Origin of the sequence: Draconibacterium sp. IB214405, from assembly GCF_033963885.1 — a bacterium.
Taxonomy (GTDB): Bacteria; Bacteroidota; Bacteroidia; order Bacteroidales; family Prolixibacteraceae; genus Draconibacterium.
Genome location: NZ_JAXBMA010000002.1, coordinates 654389 through 678728 on the forward strand (window position 1 = coordinate 654389; position 24340 = coordinate 678728).

The 24340-nt window shown below is 40.8% G+C and carries 18 protein-coding genes; 6 read left to right on the top strand and 12 right to left on the bottom strand.

From position 1 onward, the window contains the following. Positions 1-179: 179 nt before the first annotated feature. Positions 180-1784 (top strand): phosphoenolpyruvate carboxykinase (ATP), encoded by a 1605-nt coding sequence (gene pckA / locus SLH46_RS09030; protein ID WP_320280849.1) that lies wholly within the window; start codon positions 180-182, stop codon positions 1782-1784. A gap of 56 nt (positions 1785-1840) precedes the next feature. On the opposite strand, the gene SLH46_RS09035 is transcribed toward pckA, so the two are convergent. Continuing rightward, a complete protein-coding gene (locus SLH46_RS09035; RefSeq protein WP_320280850.1) occupies positions 1841-3988 on the bottom strand; it encodes an FUSC family membrane protein in 2148 nt (715 codons plus the stop codon). A 62-nt stretch (positions 3989-4050) separates the two neighbouring features. After that, positions 4051-4917 (bottom strand): TIGR01777 family oxidoreductase, encoded by an 867-nt coding sequence (locus SLH46_RS09040; RefSeq protein WP_320280851.1) that lies wholly within the window; start codon positions 4915-4917, stop codon positions 4051-4053. A 96-nt stretch (positions 4918-5013) separates the two neighbouring features. On the opposite strand from SLH46_RS09040, the gene SLH46_RS09045 reads away from it, so the two are divergent. The 3 genes from SLH46_RS09045 to SLH46_RS09055 all read left to right on the top strand — a co-directional run bounded on the left by SLH46_RS09045 (position 5014) and on the right by SLH46_RS09055 (position 9692). Continuing rightward, positions 5014-6795, top strand: a complete 1782-nt coding sequence (locus tag SLH46_RS09045; RefSeq protein ID WP_320280852.1) for a chloride channel protein — start codon at positions 5014-5016, stop codon at positions 6793-6795. Next, positions 6788-8590 carry a chloride channel protein gene (locus tag SLH46_RS09050; RefSeq protein WP_320280853.1) on the top strand — a complete coding sequence of 601 codons (1803 nt, stop codon included), beginning with the start codon at positions 6788-6790 and terminating at the stop codon, positions 8588-8590. Before SLH46_RS09045 ends, SLH46_RS09050 begins: the two co-directional genes overlap by 8 nt. A 106-nt stretch (positions 8591-8696) precedes the next feature. After that, the gene (locus SLH46_RS09055) at positions 8697-9692 is read left to right on the top strand and encodes a N(4)-(beta-N-acetylglucosaminyl)-L-asparaginase (protein ID WP_320280854.1); all 996 of its coding nucleotides are present in this window, start codon (positions 8697-8699) and stop codon (positions 9690-9692) included. A 52-nt stretch (positions 9693-9744) separates the two neighbouring features. On the opposite strand, the gene SLH46_RS09060 is transcribed toward SLH46_RS09055, so the two are convergent. Beyond that, entirely contained in the window at positions 9745-10179 is a 435-nt protein-coding gene (locus tag SLH46_RS09060; protein ID WP_320280855.1) for an RNA recognition motif domain-containing protein, read from the bottom strand. Positions 10180-10508: 329 nt separating this feature from the next. After that, positions 10509-11204 carry a cytidylate kinase-like family protein gene (locus SLH46_RS09065; RefSeq protein ID WP_320280856.1) on the bottom strand — a complete coding sequence of 232 codons (696 nt, stop codon included), beginning with the start codon at positions 11202-11204 and terminating at the stop codon, positions 10509-10511. Between the two features lie 301 nt (positions 11205-11505). Here SLH46_RS09065 and SLH46_RS09070 point away from each other — a divergent pair, with 301 nt between their 5' ends. Continuing rightward, positions 11506-12552: a Gfo/Idh/MocA family oxidoreductase gene (locus SLH46_RS09070; protein ID WP_320280857.1), complete on the top strand. Its 1047-nt coding sequence runs from the start codon at positions 11506-11508 to the stop codon at positions 12550-12552. Here the strand turns inward: SLH46_RS09070 and SLH46_RS09075 are convergent. The 8 genes from SLH46_RS09075 to SLH46_RS09110 all read right to left on the bottom strand — a co-directional run bounded on the left by SLH46_RS09075 (position 12549) and on the right by SLH46_RS09110 (position 22382). Then, positions 12549-14189, bottom strand: coding sequence for a SulP family inorganic anion transporter (locus SLH46_RS09075; RefSeq protein ID WP_320280858.1), 1641 nt, complete (start codon positions 14187-14189; stop codon positions 12549-12551). The genes SLH46_RS09070 and SLH46_RS09075 overlap by 4 nt on opposite strands. A gap of 171 nt (positions 14190-14360) precedes the next feature. After that, positions 14361-15278 carry an aldo/keto reductase gene (locus SLH46_RS09080; protein ID WP_320280859.1) on the bottom strand — a complete coding sequence of 306 codons (918 nt, stop codon included), beginning with the start codon at positions 15276-15278 and terminating at the stop codon, positions 14361-14363. 90 nt (positions 15279-15368) lie between these two features. Further along, entirely contained in the window at positions 15369-16175 is an 807-nt protein-coding gene (locus SLH46_RS09085; protein WP_320280860.1) for an FRG domain-containing protein, read from the bottom strand. 109 nt (positions 16176-16284) lie between these two features. Then, positions 16285-16500, bottom strand: a complete 216-nt coding sequence (locus SLH46_RS09090) for a hypothetical protein (RefSeq protein WP_320280861.1) — start codon at positions 16498-16500, stop codon at positions 16285-16287. A gap of 207 nt (positions 16501-16707) precedes the next feature. After that, positions 16708-17409 (bottom strand): class I SAM-dependent methyltransferase, encoded by a 702-nt coding sequence (locus tag SLH46_RS09095; RefSeq protein ID WP_320280862.1) that lies wholly within the window; start codon positions 17407-17409, stop codon positions 16708-16710. Positions 17410-17571: 162 nt separating this feature from the next. Then, positions 17572-18354: a PhzF family phenazine biosynthesis protein gene (locus SLH46_RS09100; RefSeq protein ID WP_320280863.1), complete on the bottom strand. Its 783-nt coding sequence runs from the start codon at positions 18352-18354 to the stop codon at positions 17572-17574. A 127-nt stretch (positions 18355-18481) separates the two neighbouring features. Continuing rightward, positions 18482-20890, bottom strand: a complete 2409-nt coding sequence (locus tag SLH46_RS09105) for a TonB-dependent receptor (RefSeq protein WP_320280864.1) — start codon at positions 20888-20890, stop codon at positions 18482-18484. Between the two features lie 247 nt (positions 20891-21137). Further along, the gene (locus SLH46_RS09110; RefSeq protein WP_320280865.1) at positions 21138-22382 is read right to left on the bottom strand and encodes a T9SS type A sorting domain-containing protein; all 1245 of its coding nucleotides are present in this window, start codon (positions 22380-22382) and stop codon (positions 21138-21140) included. 205 nt (positions 22383-22587) lie between these two features. Between SLH46_RS09110 and SLH46_RS09115 the strand changes: the two genes are divergently transcribed. Continuing rightward, on the top strand, positions 22588-24192 hold the full coding sequence (locus SLH46_RS09115) for a fumarate hydratase (RefSeq protein ID WP_320280866.1): 1605 nt from the start codon (positions 22588-22590) through the stop codon (positions 24190-24192). The last annotated feature ends 148 nt before the right edge of the window (positions 24193-24340 follow it).

Genomic DNA, 24340 nt, shown 5'->3' on the forward strand with positions numbered 1-24340 from the left:
AATTAAGACAAAAATACCTTATTAAACTCAAAATTTCTATTGTTAAGCTAATGTTTAATTGGTGTGAAAAAATGGTCAAATGGGGGAGATCAATCCTGTCGATTGGAAAATTATGATATTTTTGTGTCCCGATTAAAGTAGACGAAAAATTGTATTATTAAGTTAATTATTAGGTAGTTATGGCAAATTTAGATTTAAGCAAGTACGGTATTGTAGACGTACAGGAAATTGTTCACAACCCTTCATACGAGAAACTTTATGAAGAAGAAATGAATCCTGCCTTAGAAGGATTCGAAAAAGGTCAGTTGACAGAACTTGACGCAGTTAATGTTATGACTGGTATCTTTACTGGTCGTTCTCCTAAGGATAAATACATTGTTAAAGATGCTACTACAGAAAACACTATGTGGTGGACATCTCCAGAATCTCCAAACGACAACAAACCTATTACTCAGGAAGTTTGGAATGACCTTAAAGCTACTACTACTGAGCAGCTTTCAGGAAAAAAATTATTTGTAGTTGACACTTTCTGTGGTGCTAACGAAGACACTCGTTTGAAAGTTCGTTTCATCATGGAAGTTGCATGGCAAGCTCACTTCGTGACTAACATGTTCCTTCGTCCAACTGCTGAAGAATTAGAAGCTTACGGCGAGCCTGATTTCGTTGTAATGAATGGTTCTAAAACTTCAAATGCAAAATGGGAAGAGCATGGCTTGAACTCAGAAGTTTACACTGTATTCAACCTGACTGAAAAAATGCAGGTAATCGGTGGTAGCTGGTACGGTGGTGAAATGAAAAAAGGTATGTTCGCTATGATGAACTACTACCTACCACTTCGCGGTATGGCTTCAATGCACTGTTCTGCTAACGTTGGTAAAGAAGGTGACGTTGCTATCTTCTTCGGTCTTTCAGGAACAGGTAAAACAACGCTTTCAACTGATGCAAGCCGCCAGTTAATTGGTGACGATGAGCACGGTTGGGATGACGATGGTGTATTCAACTTCGAAGGTGGTTGTTACGCAAAAACTATCGATTTGGACAAAGATGCTGAGCCCGAAATTTTCGGTGCTATAAAACGTAACGCTCTTCTTGAGAACGTAACTGTTGACGCTGAAGGTAAAATCGATTTCACTGATGGTTCTGTAACTCAGAATACTCGTGTATCTTACCCAATTAACCATATCGAAAACATCGCAGTACCATCTAAAGCTGGTCACGCACAGAAAGTAATTTTCCTTTCTGCTGATGCATTTGGTGTATTGCCTCCGGTTTCTAAACTAACTCCAGAGCAAACTCAATACCACTTCTTATCAGGATTTACTGCAAAATTAGCAGGTACTGAGCGTGGTGTTACTGCTCCTCAGCCTACTTTCTCTGCATGTTTCGGTGCTGCATTCTTAACATTGCACCCTACAAAATATGCTCAGGAATTGGTGAAAAAAATGGAAGAGCACGGAGCTGAAGCTTATTTGGTAAACACTGGATGGAACGGCACCGGCAAACGTATCTCTATTAAAGATACGCGTGGTATCATCAATGCTATTCTTGACGGATCTATCGAGAAAGCTGAAACTAAATCGATTCCGGTATTCAACCTTGAAGTACCTACTGCATTGCCAGGAGTTGATTCAGGTATCCTTGACCCACGCGACACTTACGCTGATGTTAAAGAGTGGGAAGATAAAGCTCAGGATTTGGGTAGCCGCTTTGTTAAAAACTTCGTTAAATATACTGATAACGAAGAAGGTAAAGCATTGGTTGCTGCTGGTCCACAAGTTGACTAATTTAGATCAATTTTTATATATAATAAGAACCTTCTGCCTTCGGGTAGAAGGTTTTTTTATGCCTGATTTTTTAAGTTGATACCGGAACGTTTCAACTCATCGATGATTTTTGATGTGGTGGCAGCAATGTTGTAAAATAAACGAAGTTGTTGTCGTTGTAATCCAGCCTCGCTTTGTTTGATTTGCTGCTGCATTGTCATTAAAAGTTCCGACAGGTCCGACGAAAACTTTTCTTCTTTAATGGTGCTTTCTTTACCGGCCTCCGTAAGTTTTTTATCTATCTGCAGAAAAAGCGGTTCAATGTTTTTGTAGTTTTCAGTATTGGTTTCGCGATGTGCTCCCAAAGCCGAAATATGCGACAGTAACGCATGATTTAAATAAGTAATGGTTAATGCATTTTCCATAATGCGCTGTTTGCTTTTCGGTTCCTGCCGCATACTGTTCCATGCTTGTGCCAGTTCGTTGTCGGCAAGGTGTGCCTCTCTTCGGGCAATCCGGTAGTTTAAATCGTCGTTACTGGCTTTTTTATATTCCTTTGCAATGGCTTTAAAATAGTTTCTGTTCTTTTCGAGTGCCGTTGAAATAAGTCCCGAAATACGACGATACTGCCATCCCGGCCACAAAAAGCGAATGGTGAGGAATGACAAGGTTGCACCAAGGAATGTGTCAACAAGGCGCGGAATCATGATGTTTATACCACTGTCGTTTGAAATAATGTTAAAAGCACTCAATACAAATGTGGTTACAAATATTACCGCGACCGAGTATTTTTTTCGTAGCCAGTAGAAAAAGGCCATTGCCGAGCCCATCATTAACAGAACTTGTGCGGCGGTGGTGGTAAAAATCTGTAATAATGCCGCTCCGATTACAATTCCTGTTACAGTGCCCAGCAAACGCTCAAATAGTCGGCGACGTGTGTCGCTATACGTAATCTGGCTGACAAATAAACTGGTTAGCATTACCCACTGTCCTTTATCGAGATCGAGGTAAATCTGAAGAAAGTATCCTAAAGCAAATGTAAGACTGAGGCGTAAGGCATAACGCATTCGGGGATGCCTCAAAGTCAGCTGCTCTTTTAATCGCTGAAATGGAGTTCTTTCATCACGTCGTAAACGTGGAATTGAAGTACCTTCCACCAGGTTGTCGAGGTATTTTAGCGAAACATGCGAGCGATGTAAATTATGATGAAGCAGAATTAAATCCTGAGCATCTTCGGTTGGCATGGTTTGCAATTTGTCGTCGATGGCTTTTGAGATCCATTCGAGTGCCGGCGGATGGTTGTACTCCGTTCCGGTTAGCATATTTTCTGCCACCTTTCGTGTGGCGTAAGCCAGTTGACGAAGCATTTCCCCAAACCCTTCCATAATTTCAATTTGCTCGTTGCTGTTTCCCAGTTTATCGTGACGGTCGTGTGTTGAAGCCGCACGTTCGTGGAGACTTTGTAACAACATAAAACGCTGCAGATAGCTATTCAGGGCCTCTGTATTGTTCATCTCCCTGGCATAGTTATTCAATACATTTTTAATGCGTTCGAGTGAAGTTACAACACTAACATTTAACAGGGCCAGATCTTTATTAATTTCTTCCTGGTCTTTTTTATCGCTGGGGAAGAGTAGGGATTTTTTCTCCAGGTAATTGGAAAGCGCACGAAATCCCGTTGCCATTTGCTGGTCGAGCAAGCGCCATGGATTTCGAAAGATCAAGATCAGTGTTAGGATGCCATGAAAAAGCGCTCCGGCAGGTAATAGGACTGCCTGCCAGTACCAGGCCGGACTGATCTCAATGCCAAGCATAGCATAAATACCAACCAATATAGAGCCGAAAGTAATGGCACGGTAACGTTCTCCAATTCCTCCGATTAAAATGAATATGATGGTTGAGAGTATAAAACCAGCTCCAAGAATCCAGGTGTAGTTATTTAAAAGACCCACCGAAAAACTCGAGATAAAGAAACTAAGAATAGTTATCGACAACGATTTTACACGTCCTTTTGGGTGGTCGTCGGTTTCCGACAAAGCGCCGGCCAGTGCTCCCAAAGCGAGAGTTACGCCAAAATAGGGTAGGCCTGCAATGATAAAAGGAACAGCCAAAACTCCCATCGAAATGCTTGCGCGTAAAGCAAACAAACGATCGGGATACAATAAAAATACGTCTCTGAAAAATTTAATGTTGGTTCGCAGATGGCCTTTTTCCTGGTTCTTCATTGTTAAGCGGTATAAGTATTACAAAGCTAATGAATGAGAACATAATTTTACAATTAAAGTTTTTAGCTCTTACTAACTATATCTTGTAAACAAGTATCAATTGTCGGGAATTCGAATTTAAATCCCGCTTTTTGAAGTTTTTCTGCTGATACTTCGGGCGATTGTGTAAGAAGTGAAGATGCCTTGCCAAAGATGAGTTTTAAAGCAAAAGGCGGAATGGGGAAAAATGCCGGGCGGTTTAATTCATTTGCCAGGGCATCAGTAAATTTTTTATTTGATATACTTTCCGGAGCGGTTAAGTTAAACGTATCATTTTTATGAAATTCTTGTGTTGCCCAAACAAAAGCATTAATTACATCTGTTTCGTGAATAAAAGGGAAGGATTGCTCGCCTGATCCAATCTTACCACCAAGCCCGATTTTAAACGGAAGTAGCATATTTTTTATGGTTTTTGCCTCTTTCCCAAGAACAACTCCCAGCCTGAAAATAATGGTTTGTACGCTTTTGGGTAAAGCTTTTAGTTCATTCTCCCAGTCTTTCACCACCTTTCCAACAAAACCTTCATCAAATGATGTACTTTCCTCTGTATGTCGTTCTCCGGGTTTATAAATGCCTATTGCTGAAGCTGAAATCAATTTTTTAGGACGGTCTTCTTCGGGAAGTTGGCTGATTGCCTGCACAAGGTTGCGGGTTGATAGTATTCGGCTATTGTAAATAACTTTCCTGTTTCTTTCTGTCCAACGTTGAAGAATAGGCGCACCTGCAAGGTTGATAATCACATCAGTTCCACGAATCTCACCTTTGAGTACTGAGGTAGGCCCAGTGATGTGTTTTCGCTGAATTCCCAAAACACAATGACCTTCTTTCCTGAGCTTTTCAATGAGTAATGTTCCAATGTAACCGTTGCTTCCAGTAACTCTAATATTCATTTCAAAATTGAATTTGTTAGTTTAACAAAAACTTTAGGTTTTTAGTTCTTAAAAATTGTTAAGAGCAGCTGCTTATTGTTACTTTTACCGAGAGAAATGACTAAAAGCAGACAGCATATCTGGGTTCGGTTTCACCGGTGGCGGTTAAAACATCTGGGCGAACGCGGTTTTTTAACCGTGTTAAGTATTGTTGTCGGTATCCTTGCCGGTATTGCTGCTGTTATCATTAAAAATACGGTACGGTTTACTGAAGATATGGTTCACCGGCTGATTTCGAATGAGGTACAAAACTACATCTATTTTGCCCTGCCTGTAGTTGGTATTTTTCTGGCTATTGTTGTTATAAAATATATCGTTCGATCGGAGGTGCGACACGGAATTCCTAATGTGCTGCACAGTATTTCAAAACGGAAAGGAAAAATCTCAAAACACAATTTATTCTCCTCGGTTGTAACGGCATCGTTAACCGTTGGATTTGGTGGATCGGTAGGATTGGAGGGACCAACTGTTGCCACAGGAACCGCCTGGGGATCGTGGATTGCCGATATATTTCGTTTAAACTACAAGAATACGATACTAATGCTGGCCTGTGCCTGCGCAGGAGCAATGGCGGCAATTTTTAAAGCGCCCATCGCAGCTATCGTTTTTGCAGTTGAAGTGATTATGATCGACTTAACCGTTTTTTCGCTGGTACCTTTATTGCTGGCATCGTCAACGGCTGTTGTAACTTCATATTTATTTTTAGGGCAGGATGTGCTTTACCCTTTTAAAGTTGTCGAAGCTTTTGAATTGGGCGATTTGCCATATTATATTGCTCTGGGAATTGTAACCGGTTTTGTATCGGTTTATTTCACCAAAATGTACTTGTTTATAGCAGATCTTTTTGAGAAGCTAAAAAATAACAGAATAAAACTGGTAGTTGGCGGAACCGGATTGGGCGCACTTATCTTTCTTTTTCCGGCGTTGTATGGCGAAGGTTATGAATCGATAAACGAATGTTTGGCCGGTGATCTGAACTACCTTTTTAATAACAGTTTATTTTATTCGTTAAGAGAAGAATTGTGGGCCGCATTATTGCTAATTGTTGCGGTAATCCTGCTTAAAATTGTTGCCACATCGCTTACGTTCGGTGCAGGTGGCGTTGGCGGTATTTTTGCGCCAACGCTTTTTATGGGTGTAAACACAGGAATGTTGTTTGCTTTGCTGGTAAATCGTTTGGGAATCAGAGATATTAATGCCAATAATTTCGCATTGATTGGGATGGCCGGATTAATTGCTGGAGTTTTACATGCACCGTTAACCGGAATATTCTTAATCGCCGATATTTCAGGAGGATACGCGCTGTTTGTGCCGCTTATGGTCACGGCAACTTTTGCGTTTTTGATCGTGCGGGCTTTTACACCAAATTCGGTTTATCATATTCAGCTGGCACGACGCAAAGAGCTGCTGACACACGATAAGGATGCAAATGTTTTGCAGTTGATGGATGTAAAAAAGCTGATCGAAACAGACTTCGAAGTGCTTTCTCCTGATGCAACTTTGCGCGACCTCACCGTTGCTATTTCCCGAAATCACCGGAACTTATTTCCAGTAGTAACGGCCGATGGAACAATGGTTGGGATGTTAAAAATGGACGATGTTAGGGACATGATCTTTGATCATGAATTATACGATACCGTAAAAATCAGTGAATTAATGTATATGCCGGAATATTCGATCGATCCGAACGATAGCATGGAGATTGTTACTGCTAAGTTCGAGTCATCGGGGCGTTATAATCTTGCTGTTATCGAAAATGGCAAGTACATTGGATTTATTTCGCGGGCTCGTGTATTTACCCGCTATCGAAAACAGATAATAAATGTTTCTCATGTCTAGAATGTTTAGGGTTAATGTATTGAGGTTTAATAAGTTGGTGAACCGACTTGTTGCGTGGAGGATTGCAAAAATTCAGGAGAGGAATTTCTTGTACATTCTGAGTTTGGTTGTTGGACTATTGAGTGGATTGGCCGCTTTATTCTTAAAAAATCTAATTCATTTTGTAGCAGAAGAATTAACAGAAATGATTTCGGTTGAAGGATTTACATATCTCTACCTGCTTTATCCTTTTATCGGAATTTTGTTAACGGTGCTGTTTGTTAAGTATATTATTCGCGACGATATTGGGCACGGAGTTTCAAAAATTCTTTATTCTATTTCTAGAAAAGGAAGTAAGTTAAAACCGCATAAAACCTATTCGTCGATGATCGCCAGTTCGCTGACCATCGGTTTTGGTGGATCGGTAGGAGCAGAGGCACCTATTGTTTTAACAGGTGCATCCATCGGATCGAATTTGGCACGAATTTTTAAATTGCGGTATAAATACATCACCCTGATGGTGGGGTGTGGTGCGGCCGGTGCTATTGCCGGTATTTTTAATGCGCCCATGGCAGGTATTGTTTTTACCCTCGAAGTGTTGATGCTCGATCTTACCATGGCATTTTTAATTCCATTGCTGATTTCGGCAGTGTCGGCCACTGTAATCTCGTACTTTTTTATGGGTGAAGGAGTATTGCTTCATTTTGACCAGATTGCACCATTTCATATTAATATGATATGGATCTACATACTAGTGGGAATTTTTACCGGTTTAATGGGTATTTATTTTACTCGGGGAACAATGTTTCTCGAAAAGCGTTTTGCTGCCGTAAACAACTGGTTTGTTCGTTTACTTGTGGGAGCATTTACACTTGGAATTTTAATCTTTATTTTCCCTCCGTTGTGGGGTGAAGGATATACCAGCATTAACTCGGTTTTTAACAACCAGGGAGCTGAATTACTCAACAACTCGATGTTTTTTCAGTGGAAAGACAATCCATATGTGGTTTTACTCGTCCTAGGCGGAATTCTGATTTTTAAAGTGTTTGCCATGTCGGCCACAACAGGATCGGGTGGTAACGGTGGTATTTTTGCACCAACACTTTTTACCGGGGCCATTGCAGGCTATTTTTTGGTTAATTTATTGAATACCGTTTTTCATCTTGGAGTTCCTGAAAACAACTTCGCACTGGCAGGAATGGCCGGAATGATGGCCGCTGTAATGCACGCACCTTTAACAGGAATTTTCCTTACGGCTGAGCTTACCGGTGGTTACGGAATGTTTATTCCGCTGCTGATTACAGCAACGGTTGCCTATGTTACCATTATGCGTTTTGAACCGCACTCGATTTATACCAAACGTTTGGCACAAACCGGCGAACTCATTACACATCACAAAGACAAAGCTATTCTTCGCTCAATGGAGGTAAAAAGATTAATTGAGAGTGATTTTGAGATTTTATCGCCCGATGCTAGTTTACGCGATTTGGTAAAAGCAATTTCTAAATCAAACCGAAATTTATTTCCAATCGTTGATGCAGACGGTTATTTAAAAGGCATGGTAAAATTATCGAAGGTGAAAAACCTGATTTTCGAACACGAGTTGTACGATAAGGTAATGGTAAAAGACCTGATGTTTATGCCCGAATTTTTTATCTCCTCAACAGATAATATGGAAACTGTTGCCGAAAAATTTGAGACCTCGAACCGCTACAATCTCGCTGTAATTGACGATGGCAAATACCTGGGATTTATTTCGCGAGCGGTTGTTTTCTCCAACTACAGAAAAACATTGGAGTATTTTTCTCACGAATAATTTTTGGTTTCAATAGCGCCAAAATTTTATAATTAAAGTTTAGGCTGGCATAAGATTTGGAGTTAATTTCGTTACTTTTGAAAAAAATTTAAAAAGTCTCTGAATTATGATAACTCGTCGTTCTTTTTTAGCTAAAAGTTCATTACTGCTTGGAGGTGCAGGTCTGGCCTCAAAAACATTTTCAAATACTGTTTTTCAGTCAACAAATAACTACCCGATTGTAATTTCAACCTGGAATCATGGCATGCCTGCAAATGAAGCTGCGTGGGAAGTGCTTTCGAAAGGCGGACATTCGCTTGATGCCGTGGAAGCCGGAGTACGCGTGCCTGAGGGTGATCCGAATGTAATTACTGTTGGTTTAGGAGGAATACCCGATGCAAGTGGAAAGGTAACACTCGATGCCTGTATTATGGACGAAAAAGGTCGTGCCGGAAGTGTAACTTATCTGCAGAATATTGTACATCCTGTTTCGGTTGCTCGTTTGGTAATGGAGAAAACTCCGCACGTAATGTTAAGTGGAAAAGGTGCCTTGGAATTTGCCCTTGACAATGGTTTTGAAAAGGAAAAACTCTTAACCAAAAAACGTAAGGAAGAGTGGAAAAAGTGGAAAAAGGAACAGAAGGAATTCAGTAATAAGATTAACATCGAAAATGTAACTGAAGACAATCACGACACCATTGGAATGCTGGCTATTGACGAACAAGGTCGAATTTCCGGAGCATGTACCACCAGTGGAATGGGCTACAAAATGCCGGGAAGAGTGGGAGACTCGCCGATAATCGGAGCCGGTTTATTTGTTGACGGTGAAGTAGGAGGAGCAACAGCAACCGGATCGGGAGAGTTGGTAATGAAAACGCTCGGATCGTTTTTGGTGGTTGAATTAATGCGAAACGGTTTATCACCGTCAAAAGCCTGCGAAGAAGCTGTGAGAAGAATTGCCAAAAAAATTCCTGATTACCAGAATCACCAAATCGGTTACATCGCATTGAATAAAAAAGGCGAATACGGTTCGTTCTGTATACAGCCCGGATTTAATTATGCGGTTAAAACAGCTGATAATACTGAGCTGGTTGATGCCGAAGCCTGGTTAAAGAAACTATAAAAAAAAGGTGTTCGATTTTCGAACACCTTTTTTTAAATATCTTTCCGGAAGCTTACCAACGATCGTTACGATCGCGGTTGTAACCACCGCCACCGCCTCTGCGGTCGCCGCCACCACCGCCACCACGACGGTCGTAACCACCACCACCGCCTCTGCGATCGCCGCCACCACGGTTATAACCACCACCGCCACCGCGGTTGTAGCCACCACCGCCACCACCACGAAAATCGCGACGTGGGCGCTCTTGAGGAGGATTGGCTTCCTTAACAACAATCTCTTTACCTTCTAATTCGCTTTCGTTCAGCGCAGCTATAGCAGCATTAGCTTCTTCTTCGTTTGGCATTTCAACAAAACCAAAACATTTCGAGTTTCCCGTTTCTCTGTCAAAAATAACTTTGGCAGATGTTACTTCTCCGTGAGCAGAGAAGATCTCATTTAAGTCGTCACCGGTAATCGATGAGTCCAATTTTGCAACAAATAAATTCATAAAAAAATAGAAAAATATAAATGTATAAATGTAAAAACTGCGACAGTATGCCGCTTAATTTTCGTAAATATTAAAAACTCTATAGAACGATTCAGAAGTTAAAACGGAAAATCACAATGGTTGGTGAAGTACGAATTAAAATCTTAGACCAAAGTAACGGACTAATTGTCACATTATCATCATAAAGATGTTATTTTTTAATTAAAATCCAAAAAAAAGCAAGACCTTTCAAAAGAAAGGCCTTGGTAAGGTGAGATTAAAATTAATTTCTTCCGAATTTCAGAAGATGTTGTTTTATTATTTTATACAGTTTAAAAGTACAAAATTCATTACAATTCGAAATGTGGAGCAATAATTTTTTTGTTCCGTAAAATATTGATAACCGCGTCAACAATCTGGTCGTCTTCGAGCGATGCATAATTAAAGATGACATCAAAATCGTTGTTTTCGGCTTTTCTTCCAATGATTTTTTCAATAAATGCATCTCTTTTATTATCCGCTTCAATAATGTAATCTGCTGCTTCTGAGCGGGTCATATCCTTAATTTGCATGATCCGGTGAATTCGCCAGTCTCCGGGTGCCTCCAGCCTGATATTTAGTTTGTTGGGTACATCTTTTAAAATTGCTCCCGACGAACGCCCCACAATAATTGTTCTTCCCTGGTGAGCCAATCTGCATATAATTCCCTTTAAGGTCAGAATCATTTTATCGTCCGAAATGTCGTAAATCGTTTCGTCTGAAAATGCTCTGCCAACTTCTTTCAAAAAGAGAATTGATTCTTTGGCATCCTCAAATTCGCCCGAGCGAACCTCGTCAATCATTTCGTTTACCACCCCTAAAAACATGGCTTTGTCAACATACTTCCACTCCACATCGGTTTTAGTTTCCGACATGTAGCTGTAACCCGTCAGAATTTTTGAAAGCTTAATGGCAATGCGCTTTGCAGAGCATCCCGCCTGTCGCGAAATAGTAAGAAATGGTCCGGGATAGTCTCCTGTTTCGAGGTTAATACATTTTGATTCCATTAGATAACTCTTCAGAAAATTTTTCATATGATTAGGATTGTTTGTTTCCAGTGTTATCAAATGTAACTCGCAGCTGAAATACTATTTTTTGAATAATAAACGTACGCGCTCGTTTCATAACCGGAATTAGTTAGTGCAGTTTACTAGACTAATTTACAATCAAAATTTGTGTAATAGAAGCTAATGTGTTATACAATAGCAACTTTGGCGAATGTTATGCAGCAACTTTTGTCAGGGATACTTATTTCTGTATTTTTATTGAGAAGAAATTTTGGAGTACTAAAATCATACAATTATACGCATGAAAGATCAGGTTGTAGTGGCGTTGGCCTCTTTTGGCATGTCGGGAAAAGTATTTCACGGCCCATTGTTAAAGGTAAATAAGAATTTTACGGTAAAGCTAGTACTCGAACGTTCGAAACGTCTTTCGAAAGAGTTGTTTCCCGATGCAACCATAGTTAATACTTATGATGCAATTTTAGCCGATAATGAGGTTGAATTGGTGGTTGTAAACACACCGGATGAATTTCATTATACCATGGTAAAACAGGCTCTCGAAGCCGGGAAACATGTAGTTGTAGAAAAACCGGCCACCTTACGAAGTGCTGAACTAAAAGAACTGATAGAATTGGCAAGATCTAAAAATCTGGTTTTTACCGTATTTCAGAACAGAAGGTGGGATGGCGACTTCAGAACGGTACAGAAAGTTGTAGAGGAAGCTCGTTTTGGAAGGTTGGTGGAGTTTGAATCGCATTACGACCGCTACCGGACGGAGATTACACCGGACACCTGGAAGGAAGAAGGCGATGAATATTGCGGCGTTTTATATAACCTGGGATCGCATATGGTTGATCAGGCCTATGTTTTATTTGGACGGCCTCTTGCAGTTACAACACACTTAAAAACTGTGCGAGAGGGTGGAAAAGTTGCTGACTATTACGATATCCGCCTGGATTATACCGGTTTTTCTGCTTTGTTAAAATGTTCGTACCTGGTAATGGATCCCGGACCAAGATATATGATAAACGGAGAGTATGGCACCTTCAAAAAGTGGGGGATTGATGGTCAGGAAGAATTGTTAAAAGCCGGTAATTTGCCCGAAGGGGAGGACTGGGGAAAAGAAGAATCAGACGATTGGGGCACACTTGTTTACACCGAAAATGATGATCATGTTGAAGAGCTCGTCGAAACGATTCCGGGAGATTACCGGATTTTCTATAATAATTTGTACCAGGTTATCCGCAACGGTAAAGAGCTTTTAGTAAATCCCGAAGAAGCACTGGAAGTTCTTCAAATTTTGGAGGCTTGTTTGTTAAGTAATAAAGAGCGGCGAACAATTTCTATCTAAGAAACGGTGTTAAGTTTGGCGTGGTCGAGAGCTTTTTCAAACGAATCAACCATATCAATTGCTAAAAGAATTTTGTGGCTAAGCCGCTTTTCAAGATTATTTTTAAGATCGTTATTAACTCCCGACAGAATTACTTTAACACCACCTTTGTTGAGTATTTTTAATGAACTTTGGAGATTATGAATACCCGTTTCATCGATAAATGAAACATGACGCATACGGAGAATTAGTGTTTTGCATCCTTGTCCTGTTTCCTGAATTACTTCAGAGTAGCGTCGTGCTGACGCAAAAAACAGCGGGCCACTAATTTCGTAAACGGCAACTCCTTTTGGCAGTTGCGAATAGTCTTCGATCACATCGGTATCAACAATGTTGTTAATGCGTTTTTCGCTAATGTCCGACATGCGTTTCATAAACAGAATGGCAGATAAAACCACACCAACTTCAATCGCAACAGTTAAGTCAACCAAAACGGTTAAAATGAAGGTGGTAAGCAGTACAATTATATCGAATACCGAACCTTTTAATATGGAAACAAACGAGCGCCATTCGCTCATGTTATAAGCCACAATTATCAGAATCCCTGCCAAACACGACATCGGAATTAACTTGGCCCATTTCCCCAGGAAGAGCATAATCAGCAATAAAGTAATAGCATGTGTAATTCCGGCAATTGGTGTACGTCCTCCATTTTTCACGTTGGTTGCAGTTCGCGCAATTGCACCGGTTGCCGGAATTCCACCAAAGAAAGGAGTAACCACATTAGCAATTCCCTGCGCAATTAGTTCTGTATTCGAGCGGTGTTTACCACTTATCATACCATCGGCCACCACTGCTGATAACAACGATTCGATACCGCCTAACAATGCAATGGTCAGTGCCGGTTCAAGGTAATTTTGTAACTCGTTAAGTCGTATTTGAGGAATGGTGAAATGAATGGTATTGCTGATCTCGCCAAAATAGGTTTCGATGGTTGCAACGGGAATTTTGAAAACCTGAACGACCAGTGTAACAAGGATAATGGCAATAAATGATCCTGGTATTTTTTTGATAAACTTTCCGCTAACAAGCGATATTCCAATTGTTGCCAGCGTGATCAGCAAAGCTGCGATATTTAGGTTGCCGAGATTAATGATGTAAACGTGCCATTTTTCAATAAATTCCGAAGGCAGGTCGGTAATGTTTAATCCCAATGCATCGTTTATTTGGGTAGAAAAAATTACCAGGGCAATACCGCTTGTAAATCCAACAATCAAAGGGTGGGGGATGAATTTCAGAAGTGTTCCCAGTTTTAATACCCCAAATACAATCAAAATTATACCGGCCAGAACTGTAGAGATTATCAGGCCGTTTATGCCGTACTGTTGTACAATTCCGTAAACAATCACAATAAATGCGCCCGTAGGACCGCCAATCTGAACGCGGCTGCCACCCAAGAACGAAATCAGAAAACCTGCAACAACTGCTGTAATCAGGCCTTTTTCGGGAGAAACTCCGGAAGCCACTGCAAAAGCAATCGCCAGAGGCAATGCAACAATTCCGACTACAACTCCCGCCAGTACATCGGAGGTCAGTTGCTTTTTGCTAACGCCATTTTTTAATAGTGTAAATAATTTGGGCTTAAAAATTGTATTCATACCAGCGAAGAAATTTCAGACAAAGGTACGCGTAATCCTGCCAGATTGTTCTGAACTTAAGTTTTAAAGATCTTGAAAATTGTTAGGTATTGAAAATCAGTAGGATAGCCGTTCGGGAATTCTTAACAAAAGCTTTGCGTGAATTTTGTTAATTGTCTAAGGTTGTGTTTGTTAGTATAGTCTTTTAAGTTCTGTTTCAACTCGCGAAATATAATTGTCAACCTGATCTTTGGTTTCAAAACCAACGATCATCATATCTACACAGCCTAATCCCAGAACAAAACGTAACGAGTTATCGATTTTTTGGCTGTCGTTTCGTAATTGGCCGTTACCAACAAGCTTCATTCCGATAATACCTTTTCCCGATTGATGTAATTGCTGAATCACTTCCACAACTTCCTGCGGATCGGGTTTGTCCATAGCAATGCCGTATGGATTGATACGTGCATGCAACACATCAACCCATGGACTTTTAACTGCCGATTTCAAGGCATCAAGTGAATGCACAGAAACGCCATGCGCCTTTATAATTCCTTTGGCTTTCAGCTCCGAAAGAATCTCCATCTGGGGTTTTAATGTTTCAGTCCAGTCTTCGTCAACCATACAATGTATTTGCACCAGGTCGATATAATCAGTATTCAGTTCTTTTCTGAAACGGTCAACCACCACATCTGCATCCGGCCGTTCATTTTCGGGAATTCCGCCGGGGCCTGTCCATATTTTGGTTGTAAGTGTCAGCTCTTCACGGTTCATTTTGTTCATGGCTTCGGCAAAAAGACCGTGGGTGCCGTATGTATCGGCCAAATCAAAATATCGGATGCCTTTGTCGTATGCGTGATGCAATAAATCGAGGCTGGTGGTTTTATCCTGTTTGGTAAGAAAACTGCTACGGTTGGTGGCATGTACACCGGTTCCCATTCCGAGCAGCGTTGTTTTTATTCCTGAGTTCCCCAGATTAACCAACTGAAAAGGATCGTGGCTTCGGGCCGGTAGATTTCCCGCAGAAATTGGATTGGTAAACAAAACATGTGCTGTACCCGCACCAAGGGCAGCGATAAATTTGCGTCTATTCATTTGTAAGTTGGCCATAAGGATATTTTTAAGTTGTTATATTTTAAAACAAGATATGGCAGAATTTGTTGAAACCAAACGATTTAGCCCTGTAGATGCCCTTCCCAATTATATTTTCGGGCGGTAGTGACGTTTTAGCCAACTTGCCAAACCATCAAGACCGGGGAAAAGAACACGTTCGGTAATATTTGCCTGATCGAGTTTATCACGTACTTCCCATTTTAATTCGGCAGGAATAATAATTCGCCTGTAAAGTTCAGGATGTTTTACTAACCATTCGTCTAAAACCTCAGTAGCATCGGTCATTACCGAAAACAGGGCAAACTGGTTTACAATCCGGTCGTCGATCGATGGCGGTTCAAAAAACAAGGCATGCCGGCTTCCAATGGTTTCATCAAGTTTCTGAATAGTAGGGAAAACGGATTCCAACATCTCCACAGTAAAAGCATTACATTTTTCAAGTGTAAGTAAACCTTTTAATGGCTCGGGAATAAGACGGTTCACCTGCACAAAATCTACTTTCCAAATCACACCATCGATATCAAACTTTTCCGTGTTCGATGTGGCAAAATGCATGGCAACAAATGGCGAATAAGTCCAATCCAAAAGGCGTGTAGCCAAACCATGATGTTGGGCCAGTACCAAAGCCCGCAGAGGTGTATTGGCCAACGAAAAATCGTCGATTCGGGCATATTTTCTGAAATTCCGTAGCATGTGGTATTCCAGCTCCGGACGATTTCCGCAGTTTCGTAAAAAACTGTTTTCCAGTTTGTACCGGCAGTCGGAAAGTCCACGAAATGCAAAGTCTGAACGGAAGCGGCCAAGGTCGGGTTTCCACGATTGATGGTAAACTTCCTGTGCCAGTTCTTCCCAACTGTTCACCCGAATATCGTTTGATGTAATTTGGCAATTCATGGTACAACGGTTCTGCTTATTGAGTTACCTAATGTACAAAAACAAAACAGGAAACCATTAAATGATTTCCTGTTTGCAGTTAAATTAATCGTATTTTATTTCTTATGAGTTATTCCAAACATTCATTTGCTGTTGTTGGTTTTTTCTCTGCAGCATCTTCTTCAGCCTTGGCTTCAAATGTTGCATTCTTTTCGGGTTCGGCTGCCTGAACTTTGTGGGTAATGATTTTTTCGGTCGGGTTACTTTTTTTTACGAGATCGATTGTGTTACTGACTTTTAATCCAAGGATATAAAAAATGGACGAGATAAGGATAATAGCTTTCATGAGTTTTCTGTTTCTAATTTGAACACCAAATTATGTAAATCACAGTAATATGCGAAATTATATCTGTGAAATGCAGCATTTACTCTGCAAACAACCGGTTTCTTTCGTTAAAAGAATATGCTCGGTTGGCATCCATATTTTGCAGGATGAGCTAATTCGATAAAAAAGTACTGTAATTATCCTTTTCTGCTGATTTCTGTCTTCGGTTTATATCGAAAGTTTGGCCAGGTAGTCGTAATGATTTCCTTGTTTAATAAGGGTAAAACTGTACCCTAATTCGTTTGCCAAAAGTTGCAATTTCTCCGAATCAATAAACAACCAATCGAATTTATCTGTCGATTTCCGGAAACTCACTTCGTATTGCATCTCACCGTAATAGTTGGTGTTGGCGAGATCAACCCATTGCGAGCCGTCTTCTTCCTCAAATAAATATTTTATGTCCGAAGAATCGATTAAAATTTGTCCGCCCTCAAGCAGAAGGCTTTTCAGGTGCGAAAGCAATTTTTTTAGACCTATAATCGTTCCACCAATTCCGGTGCCGTTCATCAGCAATAATATGGTGTTGAATTGCTTTTCGTCGTATTCAAAAATATCGGCACAAACCACTTTTACAATTCCCTGTTTTTTCATCACTTCGGCTGCCAGTTCTGATTTCTCGAGCGCTGTAACATTGTATCCTTTCTTTTGAAGAATAAGCGAATGGCAACCTGCAGCAGCACCAATATCCAGAATTTTTCCTTTGCAGTTCTTCAGGGCAATTCTTTCGAGAGGAGGAAGTTCTCTCTCGTTTCTGAAAAAATAAGACGGGTCAATAGTTTCGTCTTCCGTATAGTTCGAATTTACATGTATTTGAGGAGCTTTTCCCTTTTCAAAAAATTCTTTAATGGCGATGCCAAAAGGATCATTCATACTTCGATTTTAAAGTTACAGATGTGTGTTATTTACGATTAATTTTGTTAGAATATACGACATTTATTTCTGACAGACCAAAAAATATTGTCTAGTAATTTTCAACATATGTTACATTGTGTGATGGAGTGTTTTTTACCCTTCCGTTTTTCTCGAGACCTTCTAAATCTCAATTTCTCCAACTAAATAAGTTTTAGCTTTCCCGCCAATTTCAACCCGGTTGTTTAAATGTCTGCACTCCAAAACGCCACCTCTTTTCGATAATTGTTTGGCAACCATATTTTTTTTGTTGAGTTGTTTAGCCCAATAGGGAATAAGCATGGTGTGTGCCGATCCGGTTACAGGGTCCTCGTTTACGCCAACTGCCGGTGCAAAAAAGCGCGAAACAAAATCGTATTTTTCAGATTTTGCTGTACAGATTATTCCGCGGGCAGTAGATTCCTGTATTTTAGAAAAATCAGGTTTCAAGTTTATTATATCATCTTCCGATTTGAAAATCAGCATTAAATCGTCGCGACCTTTAAAACATTTCTGCGGATGAATGCCAAAAGCAGTTTTTAAACTGGTCGGAATATATTTGGCTTCTACAATTGATGCCGGAAAATTTAAAACCAACAGTTCGCCTTCCTTTTTAACGCTCAGTTCTCCGCTTCTTGATTTAAAGGTGATTGTTTCAGCAGTATAATTCAGGTAATGAAACATAACATGCGAAGCCGCCAATGTTGCATGTCCGCACAGGTCAACCTCTGCTTCGGGCGTAAACCATCGGATGTGGTAACAGTTATCTTCCGGTACAAAAAAAGCAGTTTCCGAAAGGTTGTGCTCCATTGCCATTTTTTGCATGGTAGCATCCGGAAGCCACTCCGTAAGCGGTACAACAGCGGCCGGATTTCCTTCAAAAACATTTTCAGCAAAGGCGTCAACAAGGTAAACTGTTAGTTTCATAGAGTAACGAATTAAGTTGCAATCAAAGGTAAGTTATTCAGGTTCAAAACTTATCCGTATTGCGTGAGTGTCCGAAACTTTTAATATTGGTTAAACATTTGATTACGAATGAAAGTTCGGCTGGAATTTAAAATTTAACTGTAAGTTTTAAATTGAACTTCCGTGATGTCAGGTAATTCGGCACGGCATATTGGTCGCCGTATATACTTGATACCCAAAAATACGAAATTGTATTGTTGATATTCAACAGGTTAAATACTTCCAAACTCAGCCACATGTCGGTAATATGCCTGAAAAACGGACTGTTTGAGCGGTTTGCCGGACTGATAAATACTTTTGAAAAACCAAGGTCGATACGACGGTAAGGAGGCATACGGAATACATCCTGGTAACGTTCGCCATTTGGTGGTCCTGTAGGAAGGCGCGCCCCGTAAAAACCTGACAGTTGCATTTTATAAGTTGGATTTCCGGGTAAATAATCCTGAAAAAACAGGCTGAAATTCATCCACTGATCGGTAGGGCGGGGAATCATTCCGTGTCCGTCGCCTTTAATATCTTCTTTGGTTTGTAAGAACGATAAACTTGCCCACGATTGTAATCCACTTACAAATTCACCGTTAATTTTCATATCAATTCCGGTGGCATAACCGGTGGCTTCCTGCTCGGCCAGGTAACGAATACGAACATTGTCAACCTGGTAAGGCACGAGGCGACTCATGTATTTGTAATAAGCCTCGGATGTAAAACGGAATGGGCGGTCCCAGGCGGTAAACAACAAATCGGTACCTCCAACTACCTGGAACGAGCGTTGCGCTTTTGAGTCGTAGTTGATGTAACCATCGCTCTGTTTCAGCTCTTTAAAAAATGGCGATTGATTATACATTCCAGCAGAAAGGCGGAAAGACATTTTTTTCTCCCACTCGGGGAAATAACTCAAGGTCGCTCTTGGACTGATCAAAAGTTCGTCGTTAAAATCCCAGTAGTTAAAACGAACACCACCTGTTACATAGAGGTCGCCGTTCTGCACCGGAACACTCCAGCTGTCCTGAATATAACCGGTTACGCGGTTCGAGCTGATTTTGTTTTTTGCAATGAGCGTGTAGAACAGGTTTACCTGTTTATCTGAATACGGAATAGAATAACCGGCAGAATCGCGGTAAATCCATTCGTTTAGTTCGTCGTTAATTTTTTCGTGTTGAAACTTTAGTCCCCAGTTAACAAGGTGTTTTTCGGAGTTGAAAGCTCCCTTGTGCGAAAAACTGTAAACGGTTGCATCCAGACTGTTTCGGGCGTGGTTGAGAAATGTGCCGATACCCAAGTTCAGCGAGCTGTCGCCAAATTCTTCCGAGCCCAAATCGCGTTCCAGTTGGTTCAGGTAATATTGTCCCTGAATGTCGTAAGTCTCATTTTCTTTGGCGTGGTACGCCGATGCAATAAATTTAAGGTTCAGGTTGGCATTTGGATGATAATTAGCTGTAACTGCTCCCAGGTAGGTTTTAAAGTCATCCTGTTCCTGTCCGTTAAAGTATACTTTGGTATTCAGAGGATTCTGCCAGGTGCCAAATGTCGTTTCGCGTGTTTGCGGAATAAAATTGTATTGGTTTTGTGCGATGTTTCCCAGAAAAGAGAGGTCGAATTTTTCATTGAACTGGTAAGTGATATAGGTTTGAAAATCGAGGAAACGCGGATCGTATTCTCCTTGTTCGTCCAAAGTTCCCAATATGTAACGGTTGGTTTTGTAACGTAGGCCTGAGATATGTGTTAACTTGCCATTTAGCGCTACATCTTCGAAATGCGCCGTAGCGCCTAGCATACTTACAGAAGCCGATCCACGGAAATCACTTGGTTTACGGTATTTTATATCGAGTACCGACGACATTTTATCGCCGTATTTGGCATTAAAACCACCAGCCGAAAAATCGATGGTAGAAACCATGTCTCCGTTTATAAAACTAAGTCCTTCCTGCTGCCCCGCACGAATAAGAAATGGACGGTAAATCTCCACATCGTTTACATACACCATGTTCTCATCGAAATTACCACCACGCACCGTGTACTGCGAGCTTAATTCGTTATTCGACGATACACCGGGTAAAGTTTTTAATCCGGCTTCAATTCCACCCGAAGCACTTGCAATGGAGTTAATAATCTTGGGGTCGAGGCTAACAATACTGGCACCATTACGTCGCTGTTCCTTTACAATTATTTCTGCCAGTTCGAGATTCGATTCGGGCATTTCAATTTGTTTGATTATCGTTTCCTCGCGTTCGGCATAAACCGAATCCTGAAAAGTCTGGTAGCCTAATGATGTGAAAATAATGGTAAGTTGTTTGCGCGCCGGAATACGAAGCAGGAATTCGCCATTGGCGTTTGTAGTGGTCCCCAGCGTTGGATATTCTTTTAAAACCACATTTACCATGTCGATCGGAACACCGTTCTGATCTTTAATTAAACCTTTTAAAGTGGCGTTGTTACCTTGCCCGAAAACAATGGTTTGGGTAAGTAGTAATAAGAATAGAATGGTAAAGTTTTTCATTCGTCTGTAATCGCTTGTTTTTATGGAGACTCATGTAACTCGCAAGATAATCATTCAGATGTGTTTTGAAATTTGCCGAGCTCGTTTCATCATTAGCACAAAACTATGCAAACACGTTTTATTATCAACAATATATTGATTAATAAATTGTGCGATCGAAAAATTATTATTTGCAATTTACGTTGTTATTCCCTGTATAACAACTGTTCTGAATGATTGGCGGAAAGTAAATTTAGTCGTGCTTCTCTTAATCCGCTTTACTAATTCGGGTAACCAATTCTTTGGTGCCGGCTTTTATACGTACAATGTAAATTCCCTTTTTTAAGTGTGCCAGCGAAAGTTCGTGTACGTTTCCTTCGAATGATTCCATGTATTGTAAACTTCCTTTCATATCGAAAATTTTGAGCCAGTTGGAGGCAGTAACAGTATTTTCGTTTTCAGGAAGCACCAGCGTACATTTGTCAACCACCGGATTTGGATAAACAAATAATTCGTCCTCGCCGGTTTTAGCATATAAGGGATTTTCAATGTAAATATAATTGTACGGATCTCGCCAGTCTCTTATGTCGTTTTGGTCATTATCGGGTAGCGGACTGTTGCTTCCCATCGGATTGAAGCGCGACAGTGCGCAGTTAACCGTGTCGCAACTGTTATCGAGCCCGTCGGAATCGAAATCCATATTTGAAAAATCCAGTTCAGCAACCTGGTCATTATTGGTGTCGAAAGCTTCAATATAATCTGAAATTCCGTCGCCGTCCGAATCATAGTCCTGAAAATCAGGAATACCATCCATATCAGTATCAACCTGCTCGTAATAGTCGCCACCTTCATCCGGATCGAAAGCTGCATCCCAGCCGTCTCCGTTTTCGTCAATAAGAAGTAGCGGTTTGCAATAGCCTTCGGTTTGCCATTCGGTAAAATCGGTAATACCGTCGTTGTCCGAATCGATATCAAAACAATCCGGGATTCCATCTCCATCGGTATCCACGCTTTCATCGCCTTCATGAACATCCAGAATTCCGTCGTTATCATCGTCAATGTCGATGCTGTTTACTACCTGGTCGCAATCGGCATCATTCTCCACATAAATAACAAGATATGCGCACGAATAAGAATCGGGATCGCTAATGGAGCTCAGCCGGTACTTAAGCACAATTTCTCCCTGAAAGTCGGGATCTGTGGTAAAGACAAAATTGCCAAGTGGACCGCAGGAAAAATTCCCCGTCTTCGGTCCCTCGATCCGGCTAAGCCACGAATCGTCGGGATCGTAGTTGTCGTTCAGCAGCAGATTGCCCGAGACCATATTATTACTACATCCTGTGGCGAGTAAAAAGGTGTCGTTTACTGCTACAGGAACAACTGTTGTTCGCTGAAATGACTGGGAGACTAAGGGATAACAAGAATCATTATTGTTCGCAGGATCCGATGCGAATGCCCACGAGAAAATGCTATGTGTCAATACACACAACAAACCCAAACCTATTTTTTTCATCTTGCTTTTTGTCTGCGGGCAAAAATATATCAGGGCACCGAATTAGTTTCTTAGAATGGGTTTAAATAGCCTGTAGTTATTAACATTGGATGTTTAAAAAGCAATCTGTTCCAAGTTTTAATTTTTGTTTGATTCGCCATAAAATAAAATGTAAACCAGCGAATAGTTTTATCTTTGAAGGAAAATTAATTTAACCGATTTTACAATGGCAGATTTTAAATATCAAAAACCATTTCCAATTTTAAAAGACGATACTGAATATCGTTGTATAACAAAAGATTATGTGTCGACCATTGAAGTTGACGGCCGCGAGATTTTAAAAGTTGATCCAAAAGGTTTGGAAGAACTGGCAAAAGAAGCATTTACCGATGTTTCGTTTTACCTGCGTGCTTCGCACCTTGAAAAGCTGGCCAAAATTCTTGAAGATCCGGAAGCGACCGATAACGACAGATTTGTTGCCCACACCATGTTAATGAACCAGGCTGTTTCTGCTGAAGGCGAACTGCCAACCTGCCAGGACACAGGAACAGCAATTGTTATTGGCAAAAAAGGTGAGGATGTGTACACCGGTGCCAACGATGCTGAAGCCTTATCGAAAGGTATTTTTGCAACTTATGCCGAAAAGAATTTACGCTACTCACAGGTGGTTCCTTTCACCATGACAAAAGAGAAAAATACAGGAACTAACCTTCCTGCACAAATCGATCTTTATGCCGAGCAAGGCAATAAATATGAGTTTTTATTTGTAACAAAAGGTGGAGGTTCTGGTAACAAAACATACTTGTATCAGCAAACAAAATCGTTGTTAACAGAAGAAAACCTAACCAAATTTGTTCAGGATAAAATTATGGATCTGGGTACTTCTGCCTGTCCTCCATATCACCTGGCGCTTGTAATTGGTGGAACTTCTGCCGAAGCAACATTGGCAACAGTAAAAAAAGCATCAGCAGGTTATTTAGATCATTTGCCAACTGAAGGTAACGAAGGTGGTCAGGCTTTCCGCGATTTGGAGTGGGAAGAAAAAGTAACCAAAATTTGCCAGGAGAGTGGAGTAGGTGCTCAGTTTGGCGGAAAATATTTCGTACACGATGTTCGTGTAATTCGTTTACCACGTCATGCTGCTTCGTGTCCCGTTGGTTTGGGTGTTAGCTGTAGCGCCGACCGTAACATAAAAGCAAAAATTACCAAAGACGGTATTTTCCTCGAGCAACTGGAGAAAAATCCCGCACGTTTCTTGCCTGCAAAAGCTCCTGCAATGAGTCCGGCTATCGATATCGACCTGGATCAGGGAATGGACAAAGTGTTGGCAGAATTGACAAAATATCCAACAAAAACACGTTTGAACCTGAGTGGTACTTTAATCGTAGCACGCGATATTGCACACGCTCAGATTAAACAAATGCTCGACGAAGGTAAACCAATGCCTGAATACTTTAAAAACCATCCGGTGTATTATGCAGGTCCTGCAAAAACACCAAAAGGAATGGCTTCGGGTAGTTTTGGTCCAACAACTGCCGGACGTATGGATCCTTATGTTGACGAATTCCAAAGTCAGGGCGGATCGATGATTATGCTGGCAAAAGGAAACCGCTCGCAAGCTGTTACCGATGCCTGTAAAAAACATGGTGGTTTCTATCTTGGATCGATTGGTGGTCCGGCTGCTATCCTGGCTAAAAACAGTATCAAATCGGTTGAAGTGGTCGATTTTGAAGACCTCGGAATGGAAGCCGTTCGTAAGATTAAAGTGGAAAATTTCCCTGCTTTCATTATCGTTGACGACAAAGGAAACGACTTCTTTAAGGAACTATAAGAACATTTGACAGATACAAAAGAAACCTTCGGAGTTTATCCGGAGGTTTTTTTATGCCTTGACCTGGGCTTTAAAAAAGAAAACGGAAAGTAGTCAGCATCCACTCTCCGTTATCATATATAAATCTATGCGAAAGATTTTGGCTAAA